The sequence below is a fragment of the Arenibacter arenosicollis genome (genome assembly GCF_014397245.1).
GTDB classification, from domain to species: domain Bacteria; phylum Bacteroidota; class Bacteroidia; order Flavobacteriales; family Flavobacteriaceae; genus Arenibacter; species Arenibacter arenosicollis.
On sequence record NZ_JACLHY010000005.1, the window covers coordinates 86,672 to 104,258 of the forward strand.

Annotated in this window: 14 protein-coding genes; 11 read left to right on the top strand and 3 right to left on the bottom strand. The window is 39.9% G+C overall.

Features of this window, described 5'->3' with window-relative positions:
• Positions 1–4 precede the first annotated feature (4 nt).
• A complete protein-coding gene (locus H4O18_RS07245; RefSeq protein ID WP_187582913.1) occupies positions 5–1,672 on the bottom strand; it encodes an L-lactate permease in 1,668 nt (555 codons plus the stop codon).
• Positions 1,673–2,607: 935 nt separating this feature from the next.
• On the bottom strand, positions 2,608–3,486 hold the full coding sequence (aroE, locus tag H4O18_RS07250) for a shikimate dehydrogenase (RefSeq protein WP_222942365.1): 879 nt from the start codon (positions 3,484–3,486) through the stop codon (positions 2,608–2,610).
• A 638-nt stretch (positions 3,487–4,124) separates the two neighbouring features.
• Here aroE and H4O18_RS07255 point away from each other — a divergent pair.
• The 3 genes from H4O18_RS07255 (at position 4,125) to H4O18_RS07265 (ending at position 7,414) form a co-directional block, all read left to right on the top strand.
• Positions 4,125–5,363, top strand: a complete 1,239-nt coding sequence (locus H4O18_RS07255) for an ROK family transcriptional regulator (protein WP_187582915.1) — start codon at positions 4,125–4,127, stop codon at positions 5,361–5,363.
• A 311-nt stretch (positions 5,364–5,674) separates the two neighbouring features.
• The gene (mgrA, locus tag H4O18_RS07260) at positions 5,675–6,691 is read left to right on the top strand and encodes an L-glyceraldehyde 3-phosphate reductase (protein WP_187582917.1); all 1,017 of its coding nucleotides are present in this window, start codon (positions 5,675–5,677) and stop codon (positions 6,689–6,691) included.
• Positions 6,692–6,733: 42 nt separating this feature from the next.
• Positions 6,734–7,414 (top strand): FAD-binding oxidoreductase, encoded by a 681-nt coding sequence (locus tag H4O18_RS07265; protein ID WP_187582919.1) that lies wholly within the window; start codon positions 6,734–6,736, stop codon positions 7,412–7,414.
• Between the two features lie 102 nt (positions 7,415–7,516).
• Here H4O18_RS07265 and katG read toward each other — a convergent pair whose 3' ends face one another.
• On the bottom strand, positions 7,517–9,772 hold the full coding sequence (gene katG / locus H4O18_RS07270; RefSeq protein WP_187582921.1) for a catalase/peroxidase HPI: 2,256 nt from the start codon (positions 9,770–9,772) through the stop codon (positions 7,517–7,519).
• Between the two features lie 278 nt (positions 9,773–10,050).
• Here katG and H4O18_RS22125 point away from each other — a divergent pair, with 278 nt between their 5' ends.
• The 8 genes from H4O18_RS22125 to H4O18_RS07305 all read left to right on the top strand — a co-directional run bounded on the left by H4O18_RS22125 (position 10,051) and on the right by H4O18_RS07305 (position 17,549).
• Positions 10,051–10,410, top strand: a complete 360-nt coding sequence (locus H4O18_RS22125; RefSeq protein ID WP_246474083.1) for a hypothetical protein — start codon at positions 10,051–10,053, stop codon at positions 10,408–10,410.
• A 15-nt stretch (positions 10,411–10,425) separates the two neighbouring features.
• Positions 10,426–10,893: a class I SAM-dependent methyltransferase gene (locus H4O18_RS22130; protein ID WP_343065423.1), complete on the top strand. Its 468-nt coding sequence runs from the start codon at positions 10,426–10,428 to the stop codon at positions 10,891–10,893.
• 75 nt (positions 10,894–10,968) lie between these two features.
• Entirely contained in the window at positions 10,969–12,462 is a 1,494-nt protein-coding gene (locus H4O18_RS07280; RefSeq protein WP_187582923.1) for a YfcC family protein, read from the top strand.
• 183 nt (positions 12,463–12,645) lie between these two features.
• Positions 12,646–13,062: an SRPBCC family protein gene (locus H4O18_RS07285; protein ID WP_187582925.1), complete on the top strand. Its 417-nt coding sequence runs from the start codon at positions 12,646–12,648 to the stop codon at positions 13,060–13,062.
• 209 nt (positions 13,063–13,271) lie between these two features.
• Entirely contained in the window at positions 13,272–13,643 is a 372-nt protein-coding gene (locus H4O18_RS07290; RefSeq protein WP_187582927.1) for a hypothetical protein, read from the top strand.
• Positions 13,644–13,772: 129 nt separating this feature from the next.
• On the top strand, positions 13,773–14,633 hold the full coding sequence (locus H4O18_RS07295; protein ID WP_246474085.1) for a DUF3347 domain-containing protein: 861 nt from the start codon (positions 13,773–13,775) through the stop codon (positions 14,631–14,633).
• Between the two features lie 40 nt (positions 14,634–14,673).
• Positions 14,674–16,863 carry a multicopper oxidase domain-containing protein gene (locus H4O18_RS07300; RefSeq protein WP_246474094.1) on the top strand — a complete coding sequence of 730 codons (2,190 nt, stop codon included), beginning with the start codon at positions 14,674–14,676 and terminating at the stop codon, positions 16,861–16,863.
• Positions 16,864–17,015: 152 nt separating this feature from the next.
• Positions 17,016–17,549 (top strand): GNAT family N-acetyltransferase, encoded by a 534-nt coding sequence (locus H4O18_RS07305; RefSeq protein ID WP_187582931.1) that lies wholly within the window; start codon positions 17,016–17,018, stop codon positions 17,547–17,549.
• The last annotated feature ends 38 nt before the right edge of the window (positions 17,550–17,587 follow it).

The following is a 17,587-nucleotide window of genomic DNA, read 5'->3' on the forward strand; positions in this document are numbered from 1 at the left end:
GGAATTAATAGAAAATAAAGATTAAACCTAGAAGGCCCACTACAAACAAATAATATAGGGTCGGCACTATGGTCTTTCTAAGCACCATGCCTTCCTTACCGAGGAAGCCTACGGTAGCCGAAGCGGCCACGACGTTATGGATAGCTATCATATTGCCGGCCGCTGCACCTGTTGCTTGGAGTGCGACTACTATAAAAGAGGGCATCGCCAGTTTTACGGCCACTCCATATTGGAACAGCGTAAACATTAGGTTGCTTACGGTGTTACTGCCTGCAATAAAGGCTCCCAAAGCCCCTATTGAAGGAGCGAACATAGGGTATATGTCGCCCACATTACCGGCCACCCATTCAGCCATGGCAATGGGCATCCCGGGAAGTCCGGATGGATTTATCCCAGAATTGATATAAATGCGGACCATGGGCACCGTGAAAATGAGGACAAACCCAGCACCCAGCAACATTTTTGCACTGTCTCTAAAGGCAATCCTGACCTTGCCGGATTTCATTTTATGTAGCCAGATGGTAATGATTCCCGCCAAGAGCAAAATAGTACCTGGCAAATAGAGCGGGCTGCTGGAGGCGGATATGGAGGTGCCCAATATCCCGGTCCACGCAATTTTCATATCCGTAAGCCACGCCTTTAAAGGGAGTTGGGGAAGTCGGGAAAGTACCAACAAGGCGGCCATAATGATATAAGGTAACCATGCCTTGACCAAGGGCATTCTTTTTTCTTTTTTATCATCGTTCAGTTTTACGTTCAAGGTACCAAACCAAACAGAAGGCCAATTCTTTTCCTTGTCGAAGTCCCAGGTGTTCTTAGGTACCAGGAAGCCTCGTTTTGCTGCGAATACCACAATGGGTATGGCTACCAATGCGCCGAGCATGGAAGGAAACTCGGGTCCCAAAAATAGGCCTGTAAGCACATAGGGCACTGTAAACGCAAGGCCCCCGAAAATGGTAAAGGGTAGTATTTGAAGCCCTTCTTTCCAAGACTTGTTCTTCCCAAAAAAGCGGGTCATCATGCAGACCATGAGCGTGGGCATAAGCGTGCCGGTTATACCGTGAAGGACCACTACTTCGGAGGTTACCATCTGTATGTAATCTGAAAATTGAAGTCCGGATGCAGCCAGCTCGGCAGTGAATTCAGTACTTTGGATACCGCCACTTACACCGACCAATATGGGTGTACCCACTGCTCCAAAGGATACCGCAGTGCTCTGCACCATCATGCCCAACATTACCGCACAAAAAGCAGGAAATCCCATCCCTACCAAAAGGGGTGCTACAATTGCAGCCGGCGTGCCAAACCCGGCGGCCCCTTCGATAAAGGAACCGAACAACCAAGCAATGATGACGACCTGTATTCTACGATCCTCCGATATATCGGCAAAACCTTTTCGTATCGCCCGGAGTGCGGTTGAATATTTAAGCAGGTTCAGGAGGACAATTGCCCCAAATACAATATACAGGATGTCAAAAGTAATGAACAGCCCTTGGATACTGGAGGCCGCAATATCTTTGATGGCAATATCCCAAGCCACGAAGGCGACAATTACCGTGGCCAAAAAAGAAATGGGCATGGCTATTTTAGCTGGGGTTCTAAATCCTACCAAAAGAATTGCGGCCGTTAAGATGGGAACGACCGCCAAAAATGCTATAACAGATGGTGACATACTCGGTGGGTTATTTATTTATATTGGTTGGTATTATGTCTATTTGCAAAAGAAACGAATGGTCAACCCACATGTCATCATAACCCTGACCTGTCCCGTTTCTGTAATCCTGGGCTACTATTTCCAAAGCCAGCACATGGCAACTTTCATCATGTGATGGGATAAATACAGCATAATTCCTATGGCACAGTTTAATAAAGAATTAGGCCTGGGAATTCAAAAAAATATTCAATGCTTCACTTAAGCTTCTAGGAAAGATAAAAAATTATTATGAAAATTAAGAAAGGATTGGCATTAGTATCGTGGGCATTCCTAGAAATAAGGCAATATTTGAGTAACATTAAATACGAAATAAAAAATAGGCCGTTTCTCTATTCCGTCAACTTATAAGGTCCAGAAAAATCCTTATCCGCTATCAAATACTGTTGAATAATGTCTTTTGAGCCTGTTGTTGGGTCGATCTTCTTCCGTAGTGGAGATGTCATGGCCGTAAAGAATTATTGAAGCCTTGGAGATAATTTAGGCCATGGCATCGGTCCATAAAATTCCAAGATTTTATGGACCACCTAGTGAAGAAGGGTCTTTTCTTTTGTTTCGTTTTCTTTGGACAAGCAAAGAAAATGAAAGAATTATTTCAACAAAAGTTTCATTCCATTATACCTGATAAATAGAGCTGATATCAAAAAAAAAACGATATATCAAGTTCATCACAATTTTTACAGAAACACAACAATTAATTATGATACAAACAACAAGCTCCTTGTCCACGACTAGAACCGATCAAAGAAAGCTTTCAGCCAAATCTCTTTAGTCCATTGAAAATAATGGGCCAATCTTTAACTGATCACCGCTTTGGGTATACCCATAATCTTTTTTTGGATGAAATTGTTTCCATAAGAAGTAATGGAAACTTCTAAATTAATTTCTAATTAGTATTATTTAATATGTAACACTTTTTTTAATTCACCATGCATCACGGAGGGGTCTACATCTATACTGGTCCAGTATTTAATTCCTATAACACCTTGATTCACCAACATCTGCAATCCGCTTACTGTTTTACAGCCTTTGGTTTCTGCAGTTTGTATTAAATGTGTTTTGGGTGGATTGTGAATGCCATCGGCTACCACCATATTTAACTCAATGCTATCAAAATCAATATCTAATTGTTCGTTCACATTGGGATAAAGCCCAATACTTGTGGCATTGATAACAATATCGGTTTTTGATTCAATCTTATATTTTTTTGTCCACGAATGATAGTTGACCTTTGCTGCCGTATTATTGTTTAATAACTCAACAACTGCTTGGGCACGCTCCTTACTGCGATTCACAATGGTCAATGACTTTGCCCCGGCCAATGCGAGTTCTACTGCCACAGCTCTGGCCGCAGCCCCAGCACCGAAAAGGGTTATATGTTTATCGGCCGGATTGATTACTTCTCTAAGTGCCTTAACAAAACCTTTACCATCAGTATTTTCACCGATCCACTTCTCGCCCTGTTTAACTATGGTATTTACCGCACCTATTAACTGAGCCGATTCGCCTAGTCCGTCCAAATATTTAATAACGGCCACTTTGTGGGGTATGGAACAATTAAAGCCCGTCCAACCCATTGCTTTGGCGCCATTTACTGCAGCTTCCAAATTCTCGGGACTCACTTCACAATTCATATAACGGAAATGTAATCCGTGATATTTATATGCGGCCTCTACCATGGCCACAGTTGGGTTTTCTAGAGCGGGCTGTGCAAATGAGCCGGTTAACTGAGGCAAAAAGTCAGGCGAGATTTTCAATTTTGTTTTGTTATCCATATTTCTGCTTTCTTATCCTATTTGTTTATCATCGATGGGTGCATAAATAGGTTTAAAGGGCTATTTTCATGATACTGATTAGTGACATTTTGATCCATGACATTCTATGCAATAAAACCAAATCGATTATCAAATATAGTTTTTTACACTTTGTTTTTGAATGAAAGTAAGGGCTTGGTAATGGAAATAGTGAGTATGCCGACGGCTATTTGGAGTAGATGCACTTTTATCCGATAGTGATTCGTCAACCAGATAAGAACACTTTATTTAATCCTTTAGGCTATATGGGCAAGCAGATTTATGGGGAGTTATATGTCTTTACAGGATGGTTCCACGCTATCCGGTCCAGCAAAAACGTTAATTCAATGATTAGTCTAATTTCTTGTTCCAAACCATAAATTAAATATCAATATGACCTTAATAATTAACTTTTTCTATCTTTTTAATATAAATATAAGAAGTATATTACATATATGAATATTTTGATGTTATAGGCAATTTATTCGGTTTGGTATGTATAAGTAGGCTATACTTTGCCTACGCTCATTAATTTTGTAAAAATTGTTTGATAAAAAACACATGAAAAACGATATATGAAAGGTGTTTTAATATCTTTGAATTAGATAGTCTTCAACGGAATGAAAAAGGAATACGCAAAAATGGATGCAGGTTCGTTGCATCTTGCCAATAAGAAAGTAGTATTAAAGCTTATTAATCATAATACTCAAATTAGTCGCTCTGCCTTGGCCAAGGAGTCTGGATTGACTCCTCCGTCCATTACTAGAATAGTGGATGAGTTGATAAATGTAGATGGATTGGTGGAAAGTCTTGGTGTAGGTAGTTCCAGTGGAGGCCGCCCACCCATGATCGTCAAGTTTAAGAACGACAACAATTACATAATCGGGATAGATTTGGGTGCCACCTACATTAGAGGGTGCATGGTTGATCTTAATGCAAATTTTATTTCCGAGATACAGGTGCCTACCGAATTGAAAAAAGGATTTTCCAGTATTGTTGAAAAGATGATCAAGATGATCCATAAACTTCAAAGCAGGAAAGAAGCCACTGCCAAAATATGGGGAGTTGGTATTGGAGTTGCCGGTTTGGTAAACAGTAAAACCGGAATTATTGAATCTTCGCCAGATTTTGGTTGGACAAATATTGATTTGCGTAAGGAGTTGGAAAGTCATTTGGATTTGCCTTTTTTCTATGATAATTCCACTCGTTTAATGGCTTTGGGAGAGATGAAGATGGGGGAGAGGGATAACCAGAAAAATTTTGCCGTAATAAATATTGGATACGGAATAGCTTCCGGTTTGGTGGTTGAAGGTAATCTTTTAAAAGGCTTTTCTGGATTCGCCGGGGAGTTTGGGCATATTTCGGTAGATACGGACAGTGCCGTGCAGTGTAAATGTGGCATGTACGGTTGTCTCGAAGCTTTGGCATCAGGTCATAGGATAGCTTCCCTGGGCCAACAGGTCTTGGCGGAGAATAAATCGGAAATGTTGAAGGAGCTGTGTAATGGTAATAAAGATTTGATTACCGCCGAGTTGGTGGCACGGGCTGCAAAAAAAGGAGACCCTGCATCAATGAAGATATATGATGATGTAGCCGAGTATCTCTGTAAGGGAATAGGAACCATTGCAAATTTATTGAATCCGGAAACGGTGTACATAGGCGGAGGAATTTCCTTGAACGGCGATCTGCTTTTCGATTTAATTGAAAAGAAAAAAGACAAGTATTTGTTGCCTGGAAACGCTAGGGTTGATATTAGACCTTCCACCTTTGGTGATCAGGCAACTTCAATTGGTGCGGTTTCCGTGGTTTTGCAGAAAATTTTAAATTTGGAACTGTCCGGGGTCAATCATAATAATTAAAAATGTAACAAGCCAGATCGCACATGTAGGTTAGTGCGACTTATCTTTTTTTCTGCTTCTGGCACGCAATCAATAAAAATTAAATGGGGCAAACAGAACTTAAAGCTCTGTATTTTAAAAACTTTAAAACCATGTAAAAAGGTAGATTATTTGCATTTTGAATATAAGAATGGTTGCCAAATTTCATTTAGACCGAATTTTAGGTTATTCCCATTTGCCTTTCGTTCATGAATAGGATACATTAAGTCTACCTTAATTTAAAAGATTTGCTAACTTAGGGGTTTGTTCAAATTAATTAGATAATAGTAAAAATGAAAATAAACGACACCTTCGATCCCGGCCATTATAAGGCCAATGATAAACGTTATGATACAATGCAATACCGTCGCTGTGGCAACAGCGGTATCCTTTTGCCCTTAATCTCATTGGGGCTTTGGCATAATTTTGGTCATACGGACAATCTGGAGATAGGCCGTAACCTCTTGCGTTGTGCCTTCGATAACGGGATTACCCATTTTGATCTGGCCAATAATTATGGACCTCCTTATGGTGCTGCGGAAGAAAATTTCGGACAGATCTTTAAAAAGGATTTTCAGCCTTATCGGGACGAACTTATAATTTCTAGTAAAGCTGGTTGGGATATGTGGCCCGGCCCCTATGGTAATTTTGGCTCACGTAAATACCTAATTGCATCGGCAGATCAAAGTCTTAAAAGAATGGGGCTGGATTACGTAGATATTTTTTACCATCATAGACCAGATCCGGATACCCCCTTGGAGGAAACTATGGGAGCTTTGCACCATTTGGTTCAGACAGGTAAGGCACTATATGCCGGCATATCGCAGTACCCAGCAGAATTAACTGCCAAGGCCGCAAAAATAATGAAGGATTTGGGTACGCCCTTGTTGATCCATCAACCGCGATATAATATGTTCGACCGTTGGGTGGAAGACGGTTTGTTACAGGTGTTAGAGGATCAGGGGATAGGCTCTATTGCTTTCTCCCCATTGGCCCAAGGTGTTTTGACCAAGAAGTATTTAAAAGGTATTCCGGAGGATAGTAGGGCCAGTAAGGATGGTCGTTATTTGAAAGAAGACCAAATTACACCGGAAGTTTTGGATAAGGTAGGCAGACTTAATAAACTGGCTGAAAATCGGGGCCAAAGCCTCGCCCAAATGGCTATTGCCTGGTTGTTGAAAGATCAGCGCATTTCCACGGTACTCGTTGGCGTTAGTCGCAGAGAGCAATTGCTGGACAATATTGAAGGTTTAAAGAACATCGGTTTTAGCGAAACGGAATTAAAGGAGATAGAGGGAATTTTGGGATAACGAATAATTTAGTACCTTGAAATATACAATTAGAGTATAATTATGGCGAAAGCGAAGAAGACCCATATTGTTAAGATATTGGAGACACATTATATAACCCATGACGTAAAACGTTTTGTGGTGGAAAGACCCGCGGGTTATGATTTTATTCCGGGACAGGCGACAGAGGTTTCAATAAACCTACCGGAATGGAAGGACCAATTGAGACCTTTTACCTTTACCTCAATAATGGAGCATGGCTTTCTTGAATTTATGATCAAGATCTACAATGATCATGAAGGGGTCACCAATATGTTGGGCCGTACCCACGCAGGGGCAGAACTAATTCTTCATGAGGTATTTGGAGCCATACAATACAAGGGGCCTGGTGTTTTTATTGCCGGTGGATCTGGAATTACACCCTTTATATCCATTTTTAGACATCTTTATACCCATAAGAACCTACATGGCAATAAATTGATATATTCCAATAAAACGTCGGAAGATGTAATTATGGAAGATGAATTGCAAAAGATGCTGGACGGTAATTTTATAAAAATATTTACCCGCGAAAATGTGGTGGGATTTAGGGGGAATAGAATAGATCGAAAATTCCTTATCGACAATATTTCTGACTTTGGACAGAACTTTTATTTATGTGGTCCCAAAAAGTTCGTTATAAGTATTTCTGATTTATTGTTGGAGCTTGGAGCCACGGCCGAGACAGTCATATTTGAAGAATAAGTACAAGATAACCTTTGGGAAGGGTGATGAACCCATCGATTGGGCATAAAAAAAAGGTGGTCCATATTTAGACCACCTTTTTATATTTGTATCAACTTAAACTTATGCCAAATCAAAACGATCCAAGTTCATCACTTTGCTCCATGCTGCTACAAAATCCTTTACAAATTTGTCTCCAGAATCTTCGCAGGCATACACTTCTGCAATGGCACGAAGCTCCGAATTGGAACCGAAAATAAGATCGGTTCGGGTACCTGTCCATTGAAGTCCTCCAGTCTTTCTGTCTCGCCCTTCAAAAACATTTTGGGAATCTGAAACCGCCTTCCAAGTGATACCCATATCAAGTAAATTCAAAAAGAAATCGTTCGTCAAGGTATCTGGCCGTTTGGTGAAAACACCGTGCTGCGAACCGTCATAATTGGTGTTAAGTACCCGCATTCCACCAAGGAGTACCGTCATTTCGGGAGCGGTCAAAGTCAATAATTGTGCCTTATCTACAAGCATTTCCTCTGCTGTTACCTTATAAGTGTCCCTAACGTAGTTTCTAAAACCGTCTGCCCGTGGTTCAAGTACTTCAAAAGCTTCTACATCGGTTTGCTCTAGGGTTGCATCGGTACGTCCTGCGGAAAAGGGTACATTTACTGTCTTACCTGCATTTTGCGCAGATTTCTCGACTGCAGCATTTCCTGCTAAAACAATAAGGTCCGCCAAGGAAACTTTCTTATTTCCGGATTGTGAATTGTTGAATTCCTTTTGGATATCAGCTAATTTTTCCAATACATGGGCCAATTGAGTGGGGTTATTAACCTTCCAGTTTTTTTGTGGTGCCAGCCGTACACGTGCTCCGTTTGCACCCCCACGTTTATCGGAGCCTCTAAAAGTAGAAGCAGATGCCCAAGCAGTAGATATTAACTGCGAAATAGTAAGACCTGATGCCAAAATTTTTGATTTCAGATCGGCGATGTCCTTATCATTGACCAATTCATGATCAACCGCAGGCACAGGATCTTGCCATATTAATTCTTCCTTAGGTACTTCAGGTCCAAGATATCGAGATACCGGACCCATATCACGGTGCACCAGTTTAAACCAAGCACGTGAATATGCATCTGCAAATTCCTCTGGATTTTCTAAAAAGTGTCGTGATATTTTCTCATATGCAGGATCCATGCGTAAAGATAGATCCGTAGTCAACATAAACGGGGCGTGCTTTATGTTCGGATTATGTGCATCCGGTACAGTTCCAGCACCAGCATTATTTTTCGGTTTCCATTGATGGGCTCCGGCAGGACTTTTGGTCAATTCCCATTCATAACCAAATAGATTTTCAAAAAAGGAGTGACTCCATTTGGTTGGGGTATTGGTCCAAGCTCCTTCTATTCCACTGGTAATGGTATCTGCACCATTTCCACTACCATAGGTGTTCTTCCATCCCAATCCCATAGCTTCAATACCCGCCGCTGCAGGTTCTGCTTCCACATATTTAGTGGGATCGGCAGCACCATGGGTTTTGCCAAAGGTATGTCCGCCGGCAATAAGAGCCACCGTTTCATAATCGTTCATAGCCATACGGCCAAAAGTATCGCGTATATAATGTGCAGACTCTATCGGATCTGGATTGCCATTATGCCCTTCGGGGTTTACATAGATCAATCCCATGTGGGCAGCTCCAAGTGGGGTTTCCAATTCTCCGCTTTCGGAATAACGTTCCTTATTTCCCATCCATTCCGTTTCCGAACCCCAATAGACATCCTGTTCGGATTCCCATATATCCTCACGACCTCCGGCGAAACCGAACATTTTTAATCCCATGGATTCGTGTGCACAGTTCCCTGCCAATATCAATAAATCGGCCCAGGATAATTTCTTGCCGTATTTCTTTTTAATAGGCCACAGTAACAAACGGGCTTTATCCAGATTGGCGTTGTCCGGCCAGCTATTTAGGGGCGCAAAGCGCTGTGATCCTGAACCTGCACCACCACGTCCATCCTGTATACGGTAGGTGCCTGCACTATGCCAGGCCATACGAATAAAGAGAGGACCATAGTGTCCATAATCTGCGGGCCACCAATCTTGACTGGTTGTCATTAATTTGTAAAGATCATTTTTTACCGCTGCCAGATCTAGCTTCTTAAATTCCTCCGCATAATTGAAATCCGGATTCATTGGATCCACCAAAGAAGAGTTTTGGCGAAGTATATTCAATTTTAATTGATTTGGCCACCATTCGCGGTTGCTGGTACCTCCACCAGCGACTTGATGTAATTCCCCGTTCAAAAAAGGGCATTGTGCACTCGAATCGTTTACATCCCATGCTTTGCCGTTTGATGAAGGATTTGAATGTGTCTTATTTTCCATTTTCGATAGTTTTATGTGATTGTTCCTTTAAATTTACGATAATATTTTCTGATGGATTTGATTTCTTGATAACTAAAACTTATGGTGGTTCAAGAAAACTTATGACCCAACCTGGACTGGGCTATTTCTTCATATAGGAGAACTTTACAAAGGAAAAACACAACCAACCTCGGGAGTAAAATAATCTTAACGGGATAATAAAGGATTTTATAACTTTAGGTTTCACTGGTTTATATTTCATGACCAGTTGTAATTGTTGTTCTAAGATTGATTAAACCATGTTGGACAGTGACAATATAGAAATACATGAAACGGCATTTGTAACCTCCACCTTTCGTGCTACAGATGTAAACTTAAGCAAAGATATTTTTGCCCATTTATGGAGTAATATCAAAACCGAAAAATGGACACAAGAATATTTAGAAAAGGTTTCTTCAGAGGAAACTTTTACCCATTGCTTAAGGAACAGATATTTTTTAGATAGCATAAAGGAGAATATTAAAACTAACGCCATTGAGGTATTAATAAATTTCGGAGCCGGGTTTAGCATGTATCCATTTCTGTTGGACAAAAAAATAATCAACATTGAAATTTATAAATTGGAAGTTGTAGAATACAAAAAATCCAAAATAGATTAATGGCAAAAAACCAAGGTGCTTCCTAAGCGAAATTTACATTTTATTGGAGTTGATTTTGGTACGGAATATAAGGATGCATTATTGACCGCCATTAACACGATTAAGGGCAATAAAAAATGCTTTATTCTTATTGAAGGGGTTTTGTTCTTTTTGGACCGTGAAGAAACAGATAATTTGTTCGACTTTTTCAACATAGTTCAAAATAAGGGCGATATCATTGGCAGTGCATCCTTTCAGGACGAATTAAAGAAATCTTTGGCCTTTAAACGGTTGCTGCTTTTTTTTGGGGAGAAGGTTGCAAAGACAAAGGCGAGCGACTATCAAACCATTCAGGATGAGTTTTACCAAAGTAGAGCTAATTATTCCTTAATGGACCATCAAGAATATTTTAGTCTCTCCAAGACGTATAACCATAAAATTAGACTACAAAAGGAACTTATCTTAAATGAACATTTCTATCTCTTGCTGAAAACAAAATTCTAAACAATATCCTATGTCTAAAGGGTATATGAAAATTATGTACCTTAACCTGTTACCAAACTTTGACCAAACCTAAACATGAAAAAACTTAAGTTTCCAACGGCCCAAACTATTCTTATTCTAATTGCTGTATTGGTAACCATATTAACCTGGCTTGTTCCTGCCGGCAAATATGATAGTCTGGCGTATGATGCCAAAAGCAATAGTTTTACTAAAATAAGCCCTGAAGAAAGTTTGGAATTACCGGCGACACAGGCAACTTTGGAAGAGTTGGGCATAAAAATTCCAATAGAAAAATTCACAAACGGGGATATCTATAAACCTATAGGCATTCCAAATACTTATAGGGAAATGAAGTCCCATCCGCAAGGTCTTGCCGCCTTGGCAAAATCGCCCATTAAGGGAATAATCGCCGCGGCCGACATTATTTTTTTAATCCTTATTATTGGAGGCCTTATTGGCATCATGAACTTAACTGGTGCTTTCAATGCCGGAATTTCCTGGATGGCGAAAACACTCAGAGGGCGGGAGTACATTCTTATAATTGTGGTAACCACTCTTATTGCCCTAGGGGGTACGACCTTTGGGCTTGCGGAGGAAACTATGGCGTTTTATCCAATTTTAATTCCGGTTTTTCTAGCGGCCAAATATGATGCCATGGTTGGTCTTAGTTGTGTGTTTCTGGGTTCTGGTATTGGTTCCATGTGTTCTACTGTAAATCCCTTTGCGACAATTATTGCTTCGGATGCCGCAGGAATAAGTTGGACTACGGGGCTCAACAATCGAGTAATTATGTTGCTGCTTTGCGTTACCATTACCATTGTTTATATACTTAGGTACGCCAAACGGGTAAAGGCTGATCCATCAAAATCACTTATTTATGATCAAAAAGAGAATATCGACAAGCTGTTTGGATTGCATACGATGGATACTACAGTAAAATTTACCAATAGACTACGGCTTATTACAGTAGTGTTTTCATTGTGTTTCGTTGTTATGATCATTGGCGTTTCTTTTTTGGATTGGTGGTTTGTAGAAATGACGGCCACATTTCTGGTAGGGGCCATAATCATTGGCTTTATTGGCAGAATCAAGGAAAGCGATTTTGTGGAGGCCTTTGCCAAAGGTGCTGCCGATTTGCTTAGTGTGGCATTTATAGTTGGAATCGCAAGGGGAGTAACCATTTTAATGGAGGATGGACTTATTAGTGATACTATTTTATATTATGCCAGCACCATCACCGAAGGTATGCACAAAGGCCTATTTGCGAACGCTATGCTCTTTATTTATGGGGGACTGTCATTTTTTATGCCATCGTCCTCGGGTATGGCGGTCTTGACCATGCCTATTTTTTCTCCCTTGGCGGATACGGTTAATATTGGTAGGGAAATAATTGTAGATACTTATTTATATGGGATGGGCTTATTTTATTTGATCAATCCCACGGGTTTAATTCTGGCAGCCTTGGCAATAGTGAAAATTGGTTTCGATAGGTGGTTAAAATTTATTGTTCCCCTTCTTTTAATATTAACGGTTACCACAATGATTTTTTTGACTATTTCTGTGTTGTGAAATAAAATTCAGAATGCAGAAAGTTGCGTTGAACGTCTTCCCAATTTTTTTATAAAAAATTCCTTCCAATAATTAACTTTAGTAATTTTGATCGATGCCCCAAACCAAAAACTAGGGAATTCTTGTTGGCAAGGTGGAAGAAAATTTATTTAACCACCGAGTAACGTAAATAAAAAAGTAAAGATGGAGAAGACAAAAATTTTGGTCCACGCGACCATCTCTGCACAAAAAAATAAGGTTTGGGATTACTACACCCATCCGGAACACATAACAAAATGGAATTTTGCTACGGACGATTGGCAATGCCCACATGCCTCAAATGAAATGCATGTAGGTGGAAAATATTCTGCTCGAATGGAAGCTAAGGATGGTAGTTTTGGGTTCGATTTTGAAGCCATTTATGATGAAGTGGTTCCTGGAGAGAGGTTTTCCTATACCATGCCAGATGGGAGACACGTAAAGGTGACCTTTAATCAGGTAGGGGATAAGACAGAAGTAAAAGTAAGCTTTGATGCTGAATCCGAAAATTCATTGAAAATGCAAAGAGGAGGATGGCAGGCCATCCTTGATAATTTTAAAAAGTATACGGAGTCCAATTGAATATTGGGATATTCTTGATTGGATAGGGAGGAGGCGACTATCTATTCTCTTCCAGAAGGATTATCAGAGCGGATAGGCACCTAAGCAAAACGTAACGAGCACTTTATATTGGACTAAGGAGCACTATTGTGTACCTTGAACATTTATAGATTGCCATATTAATTATAAATATCAAAAGATTATTTGAGTAAATTTGCTTCTGGAAAAAAATGAAAAATAGAACCCACATATTAACGCTATTTGTTCTTTTGCTGTTCCTTCCGGTCAGTGAAGTTTTGGCATGTGGAAATTCCAAGGAGAACTCCAAAATTGTAAGTAACAGTTGTTCTGCCAATGATCACCATACTGAAAAAAAATCGTGCTGCGACTCAGAAAAAAATCATGCTGATGAGGGCATGGGTGGAAGTTGTAGCAATACCTCTTGTCATTGCCCAGTTCCAATAAACGCTCCCGTTTATTTAACCAATTTTGAATTAACATCAACAAATAATTACATTGTATTGGAAATTGATTGGGCATATATCCAAAAAAATCCGAAATTAGTTTATCTCCCCATTTGGCAATGGCCCAAAATAGGCTGACTTTTCTATGATGGCCATAGGTCTGTCTTTTTATTTCAAGCAGAGACCTATATATTAACTTAGAATAATTAATTTTTTTAACAATTTGAAAAGGTTGTCACAAACACCTTTTTACAAAATTCTGGTACAATGAAAAAATCAATAAATATAATAATGGCAATTTCCTTATTGTTATCCTTAACAGTGTGTATAGCCCAAACAAATAATAAAAAATCTGAATCCCTGAAAATCTATGGAAACTGTGCAATGTGCGAGAAAACCATTGAAAAGGCAGGTAATTTAAACAATGAAGCCACTGTAGATTGGAACAAAGACACGAAAATGGCAATCATTTCCTATGATAGTCTGGCCACATCAAAAGAAGATATTCTAAAGAGAATTGCATTGGCAGGTTATGACAGTGATATCTTTTTTGCGCCCGACGATACTTATGCGAATTTGCCAGAATGTTGCCAATATGAACGTGCTAAAAAAGATGCCCATAATATGGAGTCACATGACATGAAAATGGTCAACGACCATTCACAACATGGTGCAATGTCTCAAGATAGTCAGGACAAAAATGCGCTTTCAAGTGTTTTTGAAAATTATTTCACGCTTAAGGATGCCCTGGTAAAAACGGATAGACCCTTGGCGTCTACTTCAGCTGAAGGCCTTTTGAAATCGGTGAAGGAAGTGCAAATGAATAAACTTCCAATGGACGTTCATATGGTTTGGATGAAGGTGATTGAAAATCTTAACGAAGACCTAGCGGGAATGGTGGCAACCAAAGACGTTGGAAAACAGCGTGATTATTTTATGTCACTTTCAAAAAACATGTATGAAGTTATGAAGGTTTCAAAATCCCAAACCCCCGTATATTACCAATTTTGTCCAATGGCCAATGGAGGAAAAGGTGCTAATTGGCTTAGTAGGGACGAAGTCATTAAGAATCCATATTATGGTGCACAGATGTTGAGTTGTGGCAATACAGTGGAAACCATAAACTAACTAAGAAATGATCGGACACAAAAAATGTTGGACAGTATTAATGGTAATACTGTCCATCCATTTTGGCTATGGCCAGAATGTAGTTAGATATGAATTAACGGTAACGGATACCATAGTTAATTTTTCGGGCAAAGAAAAAAGGGCTATTGCCGTCAACGGGCAAATTCCGATGCCAACACTTACGTTTACAGAAGGTGATATTGCTGAAATAGTGGTTCACAATAAGCTTAAGGAAGGGACCTCTTTACATTGGCACGGGGTATATCTACCCAACAAGGAAGATGGTGTGCCTTTTTTGACCCAAATGCCGATTGCAACTAACACCACGCATACCTATAGTTTCCCTATTATTCAAAACGGAACTCATTGGTATCACAGTCATAGTGGTTTACAGGAACAAATAGGAATGTATGGATCATTGATCCTAAAGAAAAAGGAATCGGACCCCACCTTTAGAAAAGGTATAGATGACTTACCTGCTGTTCCTATTATATTGAGCGAATGGACAGATATAAAACCTGAAAATGTACATAGAATGTTGCATAACGCCAATGACTGGGGTGGAATTAAAAAAGGTACGGTTCAGAGTTATTCGGAGGCTATAAAGGCAGGGCATTTTAAGACTAAACTGGAAAACGAATGGAAGCGTATGCTGGCCATGGACGTAAGTGATGTGTATTACGATAAATTTCTTGTCAATGGGAAGGAGGAAAGCCAACTGCCCCAATTTAGGGCGGGGGAGAAGGTACGCTTACGCATATCCAATGGTGGAGCGTCTTCCTATTTTTGGCTTACCTACGCTGGTGGAAAAATAACCGTTGTGGCCAATGATGGAAATGATGTGGTACCAGTTGAGGTAGACCGATTAATTATTGGCGTTTCGGAAACATATGATGTGGTAGTTAATATTCCTCAGGAGGATACTGCCTATGAATTATTGGCGACCCCTGAGGACCGTACCAAGTCTGCCTCAATTTACTTGGGCAATGGCACCATACAACTGAAAAGTAGAATGCCAAAACTAAAGTATTTTGAAGGTATGAAAATGATGAACGGCATGATGAATATGGACGGAACCATGGATGATATGGGCATGGATATGTCCCTTCAAAAAATGGATATGAACACAGTGATGTATCCAGAGATTACCGGAAGTACTGATATGAAAATGGACGACAAAATGGACCATGCAAATCATTCCATGAAAACCGAACAGGATTTGGTGACCTTAAATTACGGCATGTTAAAAGCACCACATCCAACAACCTTGCCTAAAGATGCCCCAGTAAGGGAACTCCGTTTTGAACTAACGGGAAATATGAACCGTTACGTTTGGAGTATGGACAATAAAGTGCTGTCTGAAACAGATAAGATCTTGATTAAAAAGGGTGAGAATGTACGGATAACACTATACAATGGATCTATGATGAGGCACCCCATGCACCTGCACGGTCACGATTTTAGGGTAATTAACGGACAAGGGGAATTTGCGCCCTTAAAGAACGTTTTGGATATAATGCCCATGGAGACCGATACCATAGAGTTTCTCGCAAATGTGGAAGGCGATTGGTTTTTTCACTGCCACATTCTTTATCATATGATGGCGGGAATGAACCGTGTTTTTTCTTATGAGGAGCAAGCTCCCAATCCGTATCTTCCCAATAAGGAATGGGCTTACAAAAAGTTGCAAAAAGAAAGTAACGAATTCCATTTTATGGCGGAAAACGACTTTGCAACCAATGGCAACGATGGAATGGCAATGCTTCAAAATACCCGTTGGAGTATTGGTACGGAATGGCGTTTAGGGTATCATGATGGACATGGTTACGAAAGTGAAACCCATATTGGTAGATATATTGGAAAGAATCAGTGGTTTATGCCATTTGTAGGATTCGATTGGCGCTATCGAAAATCAGAGGGAAGCGTGGAAAAAAACATTTTTGGACAAGGAAATACAAAGGACACCAGGGCTGTAGCAAGTCTTGGAGCTGAATATACCTTACCTATGTTGGTAACCTTACAAGGAGAGATATTTACGGACGGGAATATACGTTTTCAACTGATGCGGGAGGATATTCCGATTAGCCCAAGATTGCGATGGGCCTTTATGGTAAATACGGATAAGGAATATATGACAGGCTTCAAGTATATCGTAACACGTAATCTAGGGATTTCCACCCATTATGATAGCGATATGGGACTTGGATTTGGAGCTACCTTGAATTATTGATTCCTTAAATTAAATTGCTAACGCTGGCCTATGGATTATAACGTAAGTCAGTGGTTTAAATAAAGAATACCAAAGCCCTATTTTAAAATCATATTGCGAAATAGGGCTTTTGCTATTAGTTATACATAAACAGAAGATTGTATATTTATGAGATGACCACAACGGATAATTTTCAGGAATTGGAGACCAACCGACTTATCTTACGTAGGTTGGAGGAGACGGACTGGGAGATGATCCTTTATCTGCGCTCGGATAAGGAGGTAAACAAGTTTGTTAATAGACAGAGCGCAGAAACTAAGGAAAAGGCACTTGCCTTTATTGCCAGGACCAACAATGATATCAAGAAAGGGCAACTATTCCAATGGTGTATTTCCTTAAAAAATAGTCCTGCTATGATAGGAAATATTGTCCTCTGGAATTTTTCCAAGGATCGAAAAACAGCAGAAGTGGGGTACGACCTAAGTCCGGAATTTCAAGGCAAGGGCATAATGGACGAGGCTATGAAAGCAGTGCTCGACTTTGGGTTCAACCAATTGAAGTTGGAAATGGTGGAAGCGTTCACCAGTAAACTAAATGAAAGCTCAAAAAAATTGCTGCTTAGAAATCATTTTAAGTGGAATGCAAGCAGAAAAGACTCGGCCGATGAGGATAATATTATTTATGAGCTAGATAACTCCAATCGTTAATAGAACACAAAAGATTTTATATCTTACGGTAACATTAG

Excerpts from the sequence above, each read along its gene's own strand:
- H4O18_RS07305 (WP_187582931.1), top strand. The coding sequence starts at position 17,016 with ATGACCACAACGGATAATTTTCAGGAATTGGAGACCAACCGACTTATC.
- H4O18_RS07265 (WP_187582919.1), top strand. The coding sequence starts at position 6,734 with ATGGCGAAAGCGAAGAAGACCCATATTGTTAAGATATTGGAGACACAT.
- aroE (WP_222942365.1), bottom strand. The coding sequence starts at position 3,486 with ATGGATAACAAAACAAAATTGAAAATCTCGCCTGACTTTTTGCCTCAG.
- H4O18_RS07285 (WP_187582925.1), top strand. The coding sequence starts at position 12,646 with ATGGAGAAGACAAAAATTTTGGTCCACGCGACCATCTCTGCACAAAAA.
- mgrA (WP_187582917.1), top strand. The coding sequence starts at position 5,675 with ATGAAAATAAACGACACCTTCGATCCCGGCCATTATAAGGCCAATGAT.
- H4O18_RS07280 (WP_187582923.1), top strand. The coding sequence starts at position 10,969 with ATGAAAAAACTTAAGTTTCCAACGGCCCAAACTATTCTTATTCTAATT.
- H4O18_RS07290 (WP_187582927.1), top strand. The coding sequence starts at position 13,272 with ATGAAAAATAGAACCCACATATTAACGCTATTTGTTCTTTTGCTGTTC.
- H4O18_RS07300 (WP_246474094.1), top strand. The coding sequence starts at position 14,674 with ATGGTAATACTGTCCATCCATTTTGGCTATGGCCAGAATGTAGTTAGA.
- katG (WP_187582921.1), bottom strand. The coding sequence starts at position 9,772 with ATGGAAAATAAGACACATTCAAATCCTTCATCAAACGGCAAAGCATGG.
- H4O18_RS07295 (WP_246474085.1), top strand. The coding sequence starts at position 13,773 with ATGAAAAAATCAATAAATATAATAATGGCAATTTCCTTATTGTTATCC.
- H4O18_RS07245 (WP_187582913.1), bottom strand. The coding sequence starts at position 1,672 with ATGTCACCATCTGTTATAGCATTTTTGGCGGTCGTTCCCATCTTAACG.
- H4O18_RS22125 (WP_246474083.1), top strand. The coding sequence starts at position 10,051 with ATGTTGGACAGTGACAATATAGAAATACATGAAACGGCATTTGTAACC.
- H4O18_RS07255 (WP_187582915.1), top strand. The coding sequence starts at position 4,125 with ATGAAAAAGGAATACGCAAAAATGGATGCAGGTTCGTTGCATCTTGCC.